Raw genomic sequence first — 15,771 nt, forward strand, 5'->3', positions numbered from 1 at the left:
GCGGCAGCATGCTGGTGCCGGCCAGACGCAGGGTGACGTTGTCGCCCAGGCGCACCCGCCGGTTCGCCTCCCGCGAGGAAACACGGGTCAGGCGGGTGATCAGGTCCGTGCCATTGGTCGCCCCGTTCTTATACGCGAGGGACTCGTGGCCCAGGATGCGCCGAGACCGCACCGCAATGTCGGCAGCGGATGCGACCCTGGCCGCATCGACCCTACGGCCGAGGTCTTCCACCGTGCCGAGCACCGCCATCGCCTCCGCCTCACTCAAAAGAGAGAAGGCGACCGAATCAAGCACGGACGCGGCCAGATCACGCGCCTGCTGCAGTCGCTNGGCCTGCTGCAGTCGCTGCACAAGGGGCTGTTGCACGAGGGGCTGTTGCACGTTGGAAGCCACCGCCTGCGGTGAGGTGGTGGGGTGGTGCGGAGTGGGGGCTCCTGCCATGCCTTAATAGTAAATGACTTCGAGTACCAAGTCAAGAGTTTTGCTCAATTTACGAATGTAGTTACGTCGATGGCGGGCACTGTGACGTAAACGCGGAGATTTTCGTGACACACCGGTTGTGGCGCCTGGAAAGACGGCGTGTCGCCAAATTCTTTTCAGGTAGCGCGGGTGCGGATGCCGATAGACCGTTTCAGAGGTCGACTCGCCGGGTTTCGGCAGGCTCAACCACCGGGGCTGGTTTGGAGATCGAGTCGTCCGGTTTCGAGAGGTGAGACTACCGGTTCGGCAGGCCCAACCACCGGTTTCGAGGGGTGAGACCACCGGTCCGGCAAGCCCAACCACCGGTTTCGAGGGGTGAGACCACCGGTCCGACAAGCCCAACGGGCGGTTCGGCGGGCTCAACGTCCGGCGGGGGCGAGTACGCGGCGGCCGCGCACGAAGACGCCGGCGATCGCGGGCTGGCGGAGGGCCAGCAGCAGCGCGAAGAGCGTCTGGTCGGTGGCCATCTCCTCGTCGTCGGCCCGGATGCCGCGCTCGAGCACCGTGGCGAGGGGCTCCCAGCGGTCCGGCTCGATCAGCAAGAAGTCGGCGTCCTTGCCGACGTCGAAGTTGCCGAACCGGTCCTCCATGTCGAGCGCACGCGCCCCGGCCAGGGTGCCGGTGAACAGCAGGACGGCCGGGTCCAACGACAGGCCGGCCTCTCCGGGCTCGGACAGGTGCACCTTGAAACAGTCGTTGAGCACCCGGGAGATCAGCCACTCGTCGCCCGCGCCGATATCCGACCCGATCGCCACATTCACCCCGAACGATGTCGTGCGCAGCCACGGCATGGTGCCCGAGCCCAGGAACTGCTGCGACGTGGGGCAGTGCGCCACGCTCGTTCCCGTCTCGGCCAGGCGCGCCAGCTCGCTGTCCTCGCAGTGCACGGCGTGGGCGAGGATGCTGCGCCGCCCCAGCAGGCTCGACCCGCCGCGTACCGACCCCGGCAGAAACCGGCCGTCGTAGGTGTCGAGGTAGGTGTCGACCTGGTAGACCGATTTCACGGCGTCGATCTCACCCGTGCCCGGCCGGTTGTTCTCGTTCAGATGGCTGTGGAAGTACACGCCCTGGCCACGCACCTCGTCGTAGAGCTCGCCGAGTCCGACCAGGGTCGTGGGGGTGACCGACAGGCTGAACCGCGGGACCACCGCCACCTGGAGCAGCGCGGTGGCCGGGTCGCCGGTGTCCACCGCGTGCCAGCGGGCGATCTCATCCGTCGCCAGCTCGAGAGCTGCGGCCTCGCTGGTGAGCAGCGCCTGCGAGGGCTCGGAACCGACGGTCTGGATGCCGCGCCCGCTGACCAGGCGCAGCCCGGCCCGCTGCGATTCCTCGAAGAGGGCGTCCTGCGCGTGCGGGAAGGCGGAGCCGAAGACCAGCGCGCTGGTCGTGCCCGCGGCGATGCGGCGGCGGGTGAAGTCCCGGGCGATTTGCTCGCCGAAGGCGGGGTCGTGCAGCCGTGCCTCGGCCGGGAAGACGCAGTTGTCCAGCCATTCGAGCAACTGGCCGCCGCCGTAGGCATCCGTGGAATAGGTCTGCGGGAAGTGCAGGTGCGTGTCGACGAAGCCGGGCAGGATGAAGCCGCCCCGGTTGTCGGTGACGGGCAGGGCCACGTAGACGGCAGGGAGGTCGACGAACGACCCGACCCACGCGATCCGGCCCGCATCGGTGGTCACGAGGGCACCATCGGGCAGGGATACGAGGTGCCGGCGGGCGTCGGCCACGGTGGGGGATCCGGCGATGTGGAAGATGTGGCCGCGGTAGACCCGGCTGGACGGTGTCACGAAGAGGCCCGTTCTTTGTTCGTTGATAGGTTCAGTGTATTGCGGGACTCGACGTGATCGGCCACCGCGTCGGGGCGAGCACCGACCCGTCGTGTGCAAACGCTTGCATAAGCGGTACGCGACGGAGTAGCGTCACTTCTGTTGTTCTCAGCGCCACCGGGCGCGAGACAGGGGGAGTCACTGTTGACGAAACGCACCGCTACACGCCGCCCGGCCATCCGCCGCATCGTGGCCACGATCGGAGCCGGTGCGATCGTTCTCTCCGGTCTCGCCTTCTCCGAGGTCGCCGCGGCCGCCGCCACCCCGACGGTCGCCCTGGTCGGCAGCCTGCAGAGCGAGTTGGGCTGCACGGAAGACTGGCAACCGACCTGCGAGTCCACCGAGCTGGCGCCCACCGGCGTCGACGGGGTCTGGTCCGCCGAGTTCACGGTGCCGGCCGGCAGCTACGACTACAAGGTCGCCCTCAACGACACGTGGGAGGAGACCTACGGGCTGGACGGTGGTGCCGACAACATCCCGCTGACCGTCGCCGGTGAAAGCCGGTTGAGCTTCACCTTCGACCTCAGCAGGAAGCGCGTCGGCCTCGAGGTACTCTCCCTGGCCGGTGCCTACTCCGCGGAGGACGAGGCCCTGGCGGCCGCGCCCATCCGCCAGCCCGGCAGCGACGAGCAGTTCTACTTCGTGATGACCGACCGGTTCAAGGACGCCGACCCGGCCAACAACACCGCCGGCCTCGGCGACGACCCACTGCTGTCCGGCTACGACCCGGCGAACAAGGGCTTCTACAACGGCGGCGACCTCGCCGGGCTCCGTTCCCAGCTCGACTACATCGAGGGTCTCGGCACGAGCGCCCTCTGGCTGACGCCGTCGTTCAAGAACCGGGCCGTGCAGGGTGAGGGCGCGAACGCTTCCGCGGGCTACCACGGCTACTGGATCACGGACTTCACCCAGATCGACCCGCACCTCGGCACCAACGCCGAGCTCAAGGCGCTCATCGACGACGCGCACGCGCGCGGCATCAAGGTGTACTTCGACATCATCACCAACCACACCGCCGACGTCATCGACAACGAGGAGAAGCAGTACTCCTACATCGACAAGGCCACGTCGCCCTACACGACCGCCGCCGGCGAGCCCTTCGACCCGGCCGACTACGCGGGGACCGACGAATTCCCGGCCCTCGACGCGACATCCTTCCCCTACACGCCGTACCTCTCTGCCGCCGACGCGGCAGCCAAGGTGCCGGCCTGGCTGAACGACCCGACGCTGTACCACAACCGGGGCGACTCGACCTTCGAGGGCGAGAGCAACCTCGACGGCGACTTCTCCGGCCTCGACGACCTGATGACGGAGAACCCGGCCGTCGTCAACGGCTTCGTCGACGTGTACACGGATTGGGTCGACCTTGGGATCGACGGCTTCCGCATCGACACGGTCAAGCACGTCAACCTCGAGTTCTGGGAGACGTGGTCCACGCAGGTGCTCGACTACGCGCACGCCGCCGGCAAACCGGACTTCTTCATGTTCGGCGAGGTCTACGACGCGGATGCAGCCAAGACCTCACCGTATGTGCGCAAGACCGACCTCAACTCGGTGCTGGACTTCGGATTCCAGTCGCAGGCGACCAGCTTCGCCGCGGGCAACTCCGCGAAGGGGCTCAGCCAGTTGTTCGCCTCCGACGACCTCTACACGACGCCCGACTCCAACGCCTCCGCGCTGCCGACCTTCCTCGGCAACCACGACATGGGGCGCATCGGCTATTTCCTCAAGGGCACCGACGACCCGCTGGCCCGCGACGTGCTCGCCCACGAACTCATGTTCCTGACCCGCGGCCAGCCGGTGGTCTACTACGGCGACGAGCAGGGTTTCATGGGCGCGGGCGGCGACAAGGACGCCCGTCAGTCGTTGTTCGCCAGCCAGGTGTCCGAGTACGCGAACCAGCCGCTGATCACCGGCGAGACCGCCGGTTCGGTCGACCGGTTCGCGACGGATGCGCCGCTCTACAGTCGGATCGCTGAGCTCTCCGCGCTGCGGAGCGACCACCCGGCCCTCGCGACGGGCGCCCAGATCGAGCGTTACGCCGACACCGGGGCCGGCGTCTACGCGTTCAGCCGGGTCGACCGCACGGAGAAGATCGAACACCTCGTCGCCGTCAACAACTCGGCCGCGGCGAAAACCGTGACGATCCCCACCCTCACCACGGACGCGTCCTACTCGGTGCTGTTCGGCGACACTGCGGCCGCAGTATCCGGCGACACCGGCGACCTGGCCGTCACCGTGCCGGCCCGCGGATCGGTGGTGCTCGTGGCCGACCGACCCGTCGGCGCTCCGGCCGCGGCCGCCGCGATCACGGTCGCCGCCCCGGCGGCCGGAGCCGGCGTTACCGGCGTCTCACCCGTCGGGGCCACCGTCGACGACGGGACCTGGCAGGAGACCGGCTTCGCCTGGCGGGTCGCAGGGGACACGAAGTGGACCAGCCTCGGCACCGCCGAAGACACCACTCCGCGGGTCTTCCACGACACCGCCGGCCTCGCCACGGGCACCCTGGTCGAATACCGCGCCGTCTCCACGGATGCCGCCGGCCAGCGGGCCGCCGCGTCCAGCTTCGTCTCCGTCGGCAACACCGTGTCGCTCGCCGACACCGGCACCCCCGACACCGCGATCGACCTGGTCACGGTCGCCGGCAGCCACAACTCCGAGATGGGCTGTGCCGGGGACTGGCAGCCCGGCTGCGAGGCCGCGAAACTGACCCTCCGAGCCGACGGCATCTACGCCGGCACATTCGACCTTCCGGCCGGCGACTACGAGTACAAGATCGCCGTCAACGGCTCCTGGGACCTCAACTACGGTTCCGGCGGCGTTCCCGGCGGCGACAACGTGAGCTACACCACCACCGGGGGTGCGGTCACGTTCTACTACGACCCGCGCAACAACTTCTTCCAGGGCACGGCCGAGGGCGATATCGTCGTCGCGGCCGGTTCCTTCCACGAGGAGGCCGGTTGCCCCGGCGACTGGAAACCGGACTGCCTCGCAACCTGGTTGCAGGACGTGAACGGCGACGGCATCCTCACCCTGAGTTCGAACACCCTGCCGACCGGCTCGTACGAGGCGAAGGTCGCGCACAACCTCGGCTGGGACGAGAACTACGGCGCCGACGGCGTGCCGAACGGCGCGAACCTGTCGTTCACGGCCACCGAGGGCAAGGAAACCCTGTTCAGTTACGACCTCGCCGCCCACGTGCTCACGATCACGGTGACCGACCCGCCGCTGGCCGGCACGGGAGCGCAGCGCGCGCACTGGGTGAGCGAGAAGACTCTCGCCTGGCCGCGTGACCTGCTGCCCGTGAATGCCGACCCGGCCGCACTCGGCTTCGCGTTGCATTCCTCGGCGGCCGCCGGCCTGGCCGTCGCCGACGGTGCGGTGACCGGGGGTGACACGGTCGCCCTCGAGTACGACCCGGCCGGCCTCTCCGACGCGGAGAAAGCGCGTTTCCCGGCCCTCGCCGGGTCCGTGGCCCTGCGCCCGGTCGGTGTGGACCGGTCGGAGGTGGAACGGCTGCTCACCACCCAGCTGGCGGTGGCCCAGTCCGGCACCGACGACACCACAGGCATCCTCACCGCCTTCACGGGCGTGCAACTGCCCGGCGTGCTCGACGACCTCTACGCGGACGCCGCAGCGGACCGGACACTCGGCGTCACCTGGTCGAAGAAGCGGCCCACCCTCGCGGTCTGGGCTCCCACGGCGCAGAACGTCGACGCGCTCGTCTGGACGGCGGGCGACACGGCCGACCCGGAGCGCATCGCGTTGACGCGCCAGGATGACGGAACGTGGACCGCGACCGGCGCCAAGAACTGGACCGGCGCATCCTTCGTCTTCGAGGTCACGGTGTTCGCGCCGACGACGGGGACGATCGAGGTGAACCAGGTCACCGACCCGTACTCGGTGGCCCTGACGCCCAACTCCACCCGGTCGGTGCTGATCGACCTGGCCGACAAGGCTTACCGCCCCACGGCGTGGGAGAAGGCGAAGTCGCCGGTCATCAAGAAGGCCGTCGACCGGTCGATCTATGAACTGCACGTGCGCGACTTCTCGATCTCCGACGACACCGTGCCGGACGAGCTCCGCGGCACCTATGGGGCGTTCAGGGTGGACAGCGCGGGAACCCGGCACCTGGCCGAGCTGGCGGCTGCCGGGCTCAACACCGTGCACCTGCTGCCGACCTTCGACATCGCCACAATCGAGGAGGACCGTGCCCTCCAGGCCGTGCCCGCCTGCGACCTGGCCTCCTTCGGGCCGGCCTCGCCGGAACAGCAGGCGTGCATCCAGGCGATCAGGGACCAGGACGGCTTCAACTGGGGCTACGACCCGTTCCACTTCTCGGTGCCGGAGGGCTCCTTCGCGGTGGACGCGGACGGCGGCTCCCGCGTAGCCGAGTTCCGCACCATGGTGGGCGCCCTGCACGAGGACGGCCTGCAGGTCGTGCTCGACGAGGTGTTCAACCACACCGCGCAGAGCGGTCAGGGTGAGAAATCGGTGCTAGACCAGGTCGTGCCCGGTTACTACCACCGCCTCAACCCGCAAGGCGCCGTCGAGACCTCCACCTGCTGCCAGAACATCGCCACCGAGCACGAACTGGCCGAGAAGCTGATGGTCGACTCCGTCGTGCTCTGGGCCAGGGAGTACCGGGTCGACGGGTTCCGCTTCGACCTGATGGGCCACCACTCGAAGGACAACCTGCTGGCAGTGCGGGACGCCCTGGACACGCTGACCCTGAAGAAGGACGGCGTGAACGGCCAGGCGATCTACCTCTACGGCGAGGGCTGGAACTTCGGCGAGGTGGCGAACAACGCCCTGTTCGAGCAGGCGACGCAGGGCCAGCTCGGCGGAACGGGCATCGGCACGTTCAACGACCGGCTGCGCGACGCGGTGCACGGCGGCAGCCCGGTCGACGGCAGCACCGTGCAGCAGCAGGGCTTCGGCACCGGGCTCGGCACCGATCCCAACGGCGTGGCGATCAACGGCACCCCGGAGGAGGCGCTCGCCAGGCTCGGCGTTGCCAGCGACCTGGTGCGGCTCGGCCTGGCCGCGAACCTGCGCGCCTTCAGCTTCGTCACCAGCGACGGCACGGTGAAGCGCGGCGACGAAATCGACTACAACGGGTCGCCGGCCGGGTACGCGGACCAGCCGGACGAGGTGATCAACTACGTCGACGCGCACGACAACGAGACGCTCTACGACCTGCTCGCCCTCAAGCTACCGGCCGACACCGGGATGAGCGACCGGGTGCGCATGAACACCCTCTCGCTCGCCACCGCGACCCTGTCGCAGTCACCATCGCTCTGGCACGCTGGAACCGACCTGCTGCGCTCGAAGTCGCTCGACCGCGACAGCTACAACTCGGGCGACTGGTTCAACCGCATCGACTGGACCGGCCAGACCAGCAACTTCGGCGTCGGCCTGCCGTCGGCGGCCGCCAACGAGGACAAGTGGGACATCATGCGCCCACTGCTCGAGGACCCGGCCCTCAAGCCGACGCCGGACGACATCACGTTCGCGTCGGCCCAGGCCCAGGACCTGCTGCGCCTCAAGCAGTCGACCGAGCTGTTCCGGCTCGGCGACGCGAAGCTGATCAACCAGAAGTTGACCTTCCCGGCCGGCGGACCGGACGCCACCCCCGGCGTCATCGCGATGAGCGTCGACGACACCGTGGGAACCGACGTCGACAAGAAACTGGACGGGCTGCTGGTGCTCTTCAACGCCAGCCCCGAACCCCAGACGATCCGGCTCGACGAGCTGGCCGGGCGCGGCTACGCCCTCAGCGGCATCCAGGCCGCCGGGACGGATGCGCTCGTCAAGACAACGACGTGGGATGCGGCAACCGGAACGGTCACCGTTCCCGCCCGCACGGTCGCCGTGCTCGTCGACGCGCAGGAGCGGACGGCGAAGAAGCGGTAGCCCGCGGATCGCACCCCGTCGCTGCACCCCGTTCAGGAGAGAACGGGGTGCAGCAGCCGCCAGATCCGGTCGCGCGACATCGGCAGTTCGGTGGGACGGATGCCGATGGCGTCGCGCACCGCGTTCGCCAGCGCCGGCGCCACCGGGTTGTAGGGCGACTCGCTCATCGACTTCGCCCCGAACGGGCCGAGCACGTCGTGAGTCTCCGCGAAGTACACCTCGGTCACGGGCAGGTCGGCCAGCTGCGGGATGTGGTAGTTCCGGAGCACGCTCGTGGTCACGGTGCCCGCGCCGTCGAGGATGACCTCCTCGTAGAGCGCGGTGCCGATCGCCTGCGCGACCCCACCCTCGATCTGGCCGCGGCACTGCTCCGGGTTCATCACGACCCCGGCATCCGCGGCCTGGATCGATTGCAGGATGCGCACCTCGCCGGTCTGCGTGTCCACGGCCACCCGGAACGCGTGCACGTTGAACGCCACCGAGCGCCGTGCGCCGTCTTCGGCGCCGACACCGCGGAGAACGGATGCCCCGGGAGCCGCCGCCCTGCCGGCCAGCTCCGCCAGCGTCACGAACGTCTCCCCGCTGCGGAGGCCGTCGGGCTCGAGCGTCCAGGAGTCGGCGGGGATGTCCCCGTGCAGGTCGGTCGCGGCCTGCTTCAGCGTGCCGGCCAGGTCGTTCGCCGCCGCGAGCACGGCCTTGCCGGCGACGACGACGCCCGCGGAGCCGAACGCGCCCGTGTCGTAGCCGATCGCATCCGTGTCGGATTGCAGGATCCGGATGCGGTCGCCAGTCGTGTTCAGGGCGGTGGCGGCCAGTTGCGCGTGCACCGTGGTGGTGCCGTTGCCGAACTCGGCCGTTCCGACCCGCACGGTGTAGCCCATAGCGTCGAGCGTCACGTTGTCCAGGTTCACCGAGGCCTGCGCGTAGTGCCCGCGCGGCGGGGTGGTCGCGATCATGGCGGTGGCCATTCCCTCGCCCACCTTCCAGTGCTCGCCGGGAGGCACGGCGGCGTCGTTGCCGCGGGCCAGGGCGGCCTGGGCGAGGTCGAGGCACTGGTCGAGGCCGTAGCTGCCGAAAATGAGGTCCGGGCCCTCGACGTGGGTGACCACGAGCGGGTCGGTCGGGCCGACCGAGTTGAGCCTGCGCAGATCGAACGGGTTGAGCCCGACCGTGCGGGCGAGCTCGTCGAGCGCGGATTCGACCCCGAAGATGACCTGGCCGAGACCGTAGCCGCGGAAGGCGCCCGACGGGAGGTTGTTCGTGTAAACACTCTGGGCATCCACCCGCTTGTTGGGCACCCGGTAGAGGCTGACCGATTCGGAGCTGCCGTGGAACATCACGCCGGGTGCATGGTTGCCGTAGGCGCCGGTGTCGGCGAGCACGCCGAGCTTCAGGGCGGTCAGGCGTCCGGCGTCGTCGGCGCCGAGGGTGACCTGGATCTGCATGGGGTGCCGGGCCGGGGAGAGGGTGAACTCGTCGGAGCGGCTGAACTCGTACTGCACGGGCCGTCCGGTCTTCAGCACGGCGAGGGCGACGATGTCCTCGGTCAGGATCTCCTGCTTGCCGCCGAAGCCGCCGCCGACCCGGGCCGTGAACACGCGCAGCCGCTCCGGGTCGAGGTCGAACAGGCGGCAGATCTCCCGGTGCACCAGGAACGGCACCTGGGAGCTGGTGCGCAGGATCAGGCGCTCATCCTCCAGCCAGCCGATGGTCGCGTGCGTCTCCAGATGGGTGTGCGCCACCCGCTGGGTCTGCCAGGTTCCGCTCACGATCTGGGTGGCGCCTGCCAGTCCGGCCGCGATGTCGCCGTATTCGCCGTGCAGCTCGGCCACCAGGTTGCGGGCCGGGTCGGCCAGCCGGCTCGCGGCGGCGTCCTTGTCCCCGTGCACCAGGGGAGCGCCAGGCCGGAGAGCGGTGTGCGGGTCGAAGACGGCGGGGAGCGGCTCGTAGTCGATCTCGATCAGGCGGCAGGCCGCCTCGGCGACGGCCAGGGTGTCGGCGACCACGGCCGCGACCCGCTGGCCGCGGAACCGCACGACCGAATCGAGCACGAGGGTGTCGTCGGGGTCGTCGAGGCGGTCCTCGTGCCGGGCGGTGGAGAACAGGGTGGCGGGGGAGTCGGCGTGGGTGAGCACTGCGTGCACCCCGGGCAGGGCGGCGGCCGCGTCGGTCCTGATCGAACGGATGCGTGCGTGCGCCTGCGTGCTCTGCAGCACGCTGAGGTGCAGCAGGCCGGGCACCGTGACGTCGAGGGTGTACGGCTCCTGCCCACTCACCACGCGTTCGCCGGCCGGGGCAGCCAGGGAGGTGCCGACCGTGCCGGGGCGTGGACCGGTTGTGATGATCGGGCCGAGGCGGCTCTCAGGGTCTGCTGTGGCGTCAGGGCCTGCTGTGGCGGCTGAGCCGTTGACCGGGGTGTGGGCGCCGCGGATGGCGTCCTCGATGGCGCGGTAGCCGGTGCAGCGGCACAGGTTGCCCTTCAGCAGCCGCGGGAGATCGTCAAGGTCGCTCTCGGTCAGGGTCGACGCGGTCACGATCATGCCGGCGGTGCAGAACCCGCACTGGAACCCGGCGGCGTCGACGAAGCGCTGCTGGACCTTGGCCAGGTCGCCGGGCAGGCCGAGCCCGGCCACGGTCGTGACCTGCGTGCCCTCGGCGCGGAACGCCGGGTAAAGGCAGGAGTGCACCGGAGTGCCGTCGATCAGCACGGAGCAGGCGCCGCAGTCGCCCGTGTCGCAGCCCTTCTTGACCTCGAAATGCTCCTGGTCGCGGATGAAGGAGCGCAGGCACTGCCCGGGGGCCGGGGACGCGTCGACGGGTTCGCCGTTGATCTGCAGTCTCATGAGCGGTCCCCCTGTGCCGGTTCGGCGTCGCCCGGTTCGGCGTCGCCCGGTTCGGCGTTGTCCAGTTCGGCCCGGATCTCCTCGGCCAGCACGCCGCTCACGGCGCGGCGCCAGTCGGCGGCGCCGTGGGCATCCGTGAACCAGCAGTCGATCGCGGCGATGTCGCGGGCGAGTGTGGCCGCGTCGGGTAGGGAGTCGTGGCGCAGCTGCACCGGGCGCACGGTGCCGGCGGTGACGGTGAGCACGAAACCCGAATCCAGGTCGAGCCGGCCGATCAGCACGGCGCCGGAGCGGCCGAGCGGGGAGAGGGCGATCTTGCGGTAGGCGGTGCGGGCCGCCAGCGAGGAGGCCGGCACGTGGATGGACCGCAGCACATCGCCGGTGCCGAGCACGTTGGTGGTGTTGCCGGTGACGAAGGCCGCTGCGGGCATCCGTTCGTCGCTGCCGTCACGGCGCCAGATCAACACCTCCGCGTCGAGGGCGGCGGCCAGACTGGTCATCGGGCCGGCCGGGAGGGAGGCGCAGAGATTGCCGCCGACGGTGGCGACGTTCCAGATCTTGAACGAGCCGTAGAGGGCGGTGCAGCACTGGTGGAGCAGCGGATGCGCGGTCCAACCGGGCGCGGCTTCCAACCGGGAGAGTTCGGCGATGGTGCAGGTGGCGGCGATGGTCAGGCCGGGGGTGGTGTCGGATGCTGTGACCGGACCGCCGGCATCCGTCGTCAGGGTCAGGGCAGGCCAGCCCAGGGTCTGCAGGTCGACCAGGCCGGTCAGGTGGGTCTGCGGGTCTGCGAAGAGGTCGGAGCCGCCGGCGAGCGGGGCCACCTGGGTGCCGAGGTGCGCCAGGTCGTCACGGTGACGGGCGGAGGTGATCGTGAGCACGGTGTTGAGGTCCATCGTTTCCCTCACTCGACCGCGCGGTGCAGGTCGACACCCTGAATTATCCGCCTGCCCCGGAGCGCCCCGCGAGTCGACGCGCTCGCTCGCGGCATCCTCACGGCAAGCCGCCCCGTGTGCGCGGAGGGCACAGGTACGGAGGCGCCCGGTGGTGAACCAATTCGACGGAGATTATGAGCTGAACGCGCGTTGTGGGACCGTTTTGGGCCGGCCTGGCCAAAATCTCCGTCGAATTCGTTCGGGCGGGGGCTGGAGGGGCCAGTCGGGCAGGGCTAGTGGTCGACGCCGTGGAGCTGGTCGAGGATGTGGTCGACCACCTCGGTGAGGAGACCCAGGCCATCCCTCACGCCGTTGGGGGAGCCCGGGAGGTTGATCACCAGGGTGCGCCCGCGGGCGATCCCGGCGTGGCCGCGCGAGATCACGGCCAGAGGGGTGGATGCTGCGCCGCGCCGGCGGAATTCCTCCATCAGCCCGGGGAGCAGCCGGTCGAGCTGCGGGAGGGTCTGCTCCGGCGTGAGATCGTGCGGGCTGACACCCGTGCCGCCCGTGGTGATCACCAGGTCCACGCCCGCGTCGATGGCCTCGATCAGGGCGGCGCCGACCGGATCGCCGTCGGGCACCACGCGGCGCTCGCCGAGGGTGAAGCCGCGCTCCGTCAGCCAGGCGTCGATGACGGGTCCGGTGCGATCCGGGTAGACGCCGTCCGCGGCGCGCGTGGAGGCGACGATGACCTGCGCGGTGCGGGGCGGTCGCGGTTCGGTCGGCACGGCTGGCTGGAACGGAGTCGACGGATGGTTCGCTGCGGCGGTCACGCGCTCCATCCTGCCTCACTGCGCGTGCCGGCCCCATTGCAGGTGCTGTGTTTCCGTCCCGCGCCCTGTCTATTCCGCAAATGCGGTAATAAGATGCTCCTCATGTCGCAAATACGGATCAAGGAAGCCGCCGGGTACCTCGGCGTCAGCGACGACACTCTGCGGCGCTGGATCGACAATGGGGCGCTCGCCGCGAGCACCGACGACGCCGGACGCATGGTCGTCGACGGATCCGACCTGGCACGCCTGGCCCGCGACACCGCGCTGGCCCGGGAGAACGCGTCGTCGCCCGCCGATCCGTCCACGACCGTGAGTTCAGCCCGCAACCGTTTCGTCGGCTTGGTCACCCGGGTGGTGAGCGACCCGGTGATGAGCCAGGTCGAGCTGCAGTGCGGCCCCCACCGGGTGGTGTCCCTGATGAGCACCGAGGCCGTGCAGGACCTCGGCCTGGTGCCGGGGTCGGTGGCGGTGGCCGTGGTCAAGGCCACCACCGTGATCGTCGAAACCCCGAAGGGTCTGTCGTGACCTGGGCCCGGAGCGTGCGGGTCGCGCTCGGGCTGGCGGCGGCATCCGTCGTGCTGTCCGGCTGTGCGGGAACCGCCGGGGCAACGCCCGGCACCGACAACGCCGCGGGGCAGGGCGAGACGCTCACCGTGTTCGCCGCGGCATCCCTCACCGAGACCTTCACCGAGCTGGCCGACCGGTTCGAGGAGGCCAATCCCGGCGTGACGGTCGCACTCAACTTCGCCGGCTCGGCCGATCTGGTGACCCAGATCCGGGAGGGAGCCCCGGCGGACGTGTTCGCGGCGGCCGACCGGTCGAACATGGTCCAGCTCAGCCGTGACGGGCTCGTCGACGGCAGCCCCGCGGTCTTCGCCACCAACACCCTGATGATCGCCGTGCCCGCCGACAACCCGGCCCGCATCACCTCCTTCGCCGACCTCGCCGCGCCGGGCGTCGACGTCGTGGTCTGCGCGCCGCAGGTGCCGTGCGGCGCCGCGCTGCCGGCGCTCGAGGCCGCCGCCGGCGTCACGCTCGCCCCGGTGAGCGAGGAGAACGCCGTCACCGATGTGCTCGGCAAGGTCACGAGCGGCCAGGCGGATGCCGGACTCGTCTACGTGACCGACGTCGCCTCCGCCGGTGACTCGGTTCTCGGCATCCCCGTGCCCGAGGCCGATCAGGCCGTGAACGAATACCCGATCGCGGTCGTGGCGGGCAGTGAGCGGGCGCGGCTCGGGGCATCCTTCGCCCAGTTCGTGACCGGGGCGACCGGTCAGAACGTGCTCGGGGCGGCCGGTTTTGGCGCGCCGTGAGTCTGCGGGGCGCCGCGACAGGGCACCGCACCGAGAGGGGACGACCCGTCGCGCGGGATCCCGCGACGGCTCTCCCGACGGCTCCCGCGACGGCCGGGTGACGTTCGGGGTGCCCCGCTGGACGCTCATCCTGGCTGCCGTCGGCGCACTATTCATCGTGCTGCCGATCGTGGGCATGACCCTGCGCGTGGACTGGTCCCGGTTCGGCGCCCTCGTGACGTCCGAAGCGGCGGTCGCGGCGCTGCTGCTCAGCCTGCGCACCGCCGCGATGAGCACCGTGCTCTGCCTGGTGTTCGGCGTGCCGATGGCCCTCGCCCTGGCCCGTAGCCGGTTTCCCGGGCAGCGCCTGGTGCGCGCCGTCGTGCTGCTGCCGCTCGTACTGCCGCCGGTCGTGGGTGGAATCGCCTTGCTGTCGACCTTCGGGCGCCGAGGACTGCTCGGCGAGACCTTCGAGGTTCTCGGTATTCAGATCGCGTTCTCGACCACGGCCGTCGTGCTCGCGCAGACCTTCGTGGCGCTGCCGTTCCTGGTGCTGAGCGTCGAGGCCACCCTGCGGGCCTCCGGCGCGCGCTTCGAGGCGGTCGCCGCCACGCTCGGCGCCACCCCCGGCACGGTCTTCCGGCGGGTGACGCTGCCGCTGGTGCTGCCAGGCCTGGTCGCCGGTGCGGTGCTCGCGTTCGCGCGTGCGCTCGGCGAGTTCGGCGCGACCCTCACCTTTGCCGGCAGCCTGCAGGGAGTCACCCGCACGTTGCCACTCGAGATCTACCTGCAACGGGAGACGGATGCCGATGCGGCCGTCGCCCTCGCCCTTCTGCTCGTGGCCGTGGCCCTGATCGTGATGGTGGCCACGCATCGGCCGCGGGGACTGTCATGACCCTCGAACTGGCCGCCGTGATGCGCCGGCGCGGGCTGGAGGTCGCCTTCACCGTGTCGCCGGGCGAGACGGTGGCACTGCTCGGCTCCAACGGCGCCGGCAAATCCACCGTCGTCGAGCTGTGCGCGGGCCTGCTGCGACCCGATTCGGGCCGGGCCACCCTCGACGGGCAGGTGCTGTTCGACCTGGCGGCCGGCGGTGCCGGCGGTGGCGGCGCCGTGCGGCCCGACACGTTCCTGCCGCCGCACGCCCGCCGCACGGTGCTGCTGGCCCAGGAGCCGCTGCTCTTCCCGCACCTGAGCGTGCGTGACAACGTGGCGTTCGGTCCGCGTAGCGCGGGGGAGTCCCGGGCGGCCTCGCGGCGGCTCGCCGACGAGTGGCTGTCCGCCGCCGAGGTCTCCGAGCTCGCCGACCGGCGGCCCGGGAGGCTGTCCGGCGGCCAGGCTCAGCGGGTTGCCGTGGCCCGGGCCCTCGCGGCCAGTCCCCGGCTGCTGCTGCTGGACGAGCCGATGACCGCGCTCGACGTGACCGCGGTGCCCGCGCAGCGACGGCTGCTGCACCGGGTGCTGTTCGATCGGTCCGTCATCCTGGTCACCCACGACCCGCTCGACGCCCTCGCGCTGGCCGACCGGGTGATCGTGCTGCAGGGCGGGCGCATCATCGAGGAGGGGCCGACCCGCGCGGTGTTCGCGCATCCGCAGACGGAGTTCACCCGGGCCCTGACGTTCGGGCTCGACCTGTCGGCGGGGCCGGCAATGCCGGGTGGAGGGCCGGATTCCGCACCGATCATCGGTGTGTGATGCGGTCGGTGTGCAT

Annotated in this window: 9 protein-coding genes; 5 read left to right on the top strand and 4 right to left on the bottom strand. The window is 70.3% G+C overall.

The window, feature by feature from the left end:
* Positions 1 to 840: 840 nt before the first annotated feature.
* Positions 841 to 2,262 (bottom strand): amidohydrolase family protein, encoded by a 1,422-nt coding sequence (locus E3O67_RS02740; protein ID WP_135101787.1) that lies wholly within the window; start codon positions 2,260 to 2,262, stop codon positions 841 to 843.
* A 183-nt stretch (positions 2,263 to 2,445) separates the two neighbouring features.
* Between E3O67_RS02740 and pulA the strand changes: the two genes are divergently transcribed.
* Positions 2,446 to 8,217, top strand: a complete 5,772-nt coding sequence (pulA, locus tag E3O67_RS02745) for a pullulanase-type alpha-1,6-glucosidase (protein WP_135101789.1) — start codon at positions 2,446 to 2,448, stop codon at positions 8,215 to 8,217.
* Positions 8,218 to 8,249: 32 nt separating this feature from the next.
* On the opposite strand, the gene E3O67_RS02750 is transcribed toward pulA, so the two are convergent.
* The 3 genes from E3O67_RS02750 to E3O67_RS02760 all read right to left on the bottom strand — a co-directional run bounded on the left by E3O67_RS02750 (position 8,250) and on the right by E3O67_RS02760 (position 12,768).
* Entirely contained in the window at positions 8,250 to 11,060 is a 2,811-nt protein-coding gene (locus E3O67_RS02750; protein ID WP_134430644.1) for a molybdopterin cofactor-binding domain-containing protein, read from the bottom strand.
* Complete coding sequence (locus tag E3O67_RS02755) at positions 11,057 to 11,956, bottom strand: FAD binding domain-containing protein (RefSeq protein ID WP_135101791.1); 900 nt, start codon at positions 11,954 to 11,956, stop codon at positions 11,057 to 11,059. The genes E3O67_RS02750 and E3O67_RS02755 overlap by 4 nt, the downstream gene beginning before the upstream one ends.
* A gap of 272 nt (positions 11,957 to 12,228) precedes the next feature.
* Entirely contained in the window at positions 12,229 to 12,768 is a 540-nt protein-coding gene (locus tag E3O67_RS02760) for a molybdenum cofactor biosynthesis protein B (RefSeq protein WP_370259935.1), read from the bottom strand.
* A gap of 102 nt (positions 12,769 to 12,870) precedes the next feature.
* On the opposite strand from E3O67_RS02760, the gene E3O67_RS02765 reads away from it, so the two are divergent.
* The 4 genes from E3O67_RS02765 to E3O67_RS02780 all read left to right on the top strand — a co-directional run bounded on the left by E3O67_RS02765 (position 12,871) and on the right by E3O67_RS02780 (position 15,755).
* Positions 12,871 to 13,293, top strand: a complete 423-nt coding sequence (locus tag E3O67_RS02765; protein ID WP_134430652.1) for a molybdopterin-binding protein — start codon at positions 12,871 to 12,873, stop codon at positions 13,291 to 13,293.
* A complete protein-coding gene (gene modA, locus E3O67_RS02770; RefSeq protein ID WP_135101795.1) occupies positions 13,290 to 14,081 on the top strand; it encodes a molybdate ABC transporter substrate-binding protein in 792 nt (263 codons plus the stop codon). The genes E3O67_RS02765 and modA overlap by 4 nt, the downstream gene beginning before the upstream one ends.
* 109 nt (positions 14,082 to 14,190) lie before the next feature.
* The gene (locus E3O67_RS02775) at positions 14,191 to 14,955 is read left to right on the top strand and encodes an ABC transporter permease (RefSeq protein ID WP_370259939.1); all 765 of its coding nucleotides are present in this window, start codon (positions 14,191 to 14,193) and stop codon (positions 14,953 to 14,955) included.
* Positions 14,952 to 15,755 (top strand): sulfate/molybdate ABC transporter ATP-binding protein, encoded by an 804-nt coding sequence (locus tag E3O67_RS02780; RefSeq protein WP_134430658.1) that lies wholly within the window; start codon positions 14,952 to 14,954, stop codon positions 15,753 to 15,755. The genes E3O67_RS02775 and E3O67_RS02780 overlap by 4 nt, the downstream gene beginning before the upstream one ends.
* Positions 15,756 to 15,771: the final 16 nt, after the last annotated feature.

The organism is Cryobacterium sp. TMT3-29-2 (assembly GCF_004564305.1).
Lineage (GTDB): Bacteria > Actinomycetota > Actinomycetes > Actinomycetales > Microbacteriaceae > Cryobacterium > Cryobacterium sinapicolor.

Coding starts and splice junctions, on each gene's coding strand:
- E3O67_RS02750 (WP_134430644.1), bottom strand. CDS start 11,060: ATGAGACTGCAGATCAACGGCGAACCCGTCGACGCGTCCCCGGCCCCC.
- E3O67_RS02755 (WP_135101791.1), bottom strand. CDS start 11,956: ATGGACCTCAACACCGTGCTCACGATCACCTCCGCCCGTCACCGTGAC.
- E3O67_RS02765 (WP_134430652.1), top strand. CDS start 12,871: ATGTCGCAAATACGGATCAAGGAAGCCGCCGGGTACCTCGGCGTCAGC.
- E3O67_RS02780 (WP_134430658.1), top strand. CDS start 14,952: ATGACCCTCGAACTGGCCGCCGTGATGCGCCGGCGCGGGCTGGAGGTC.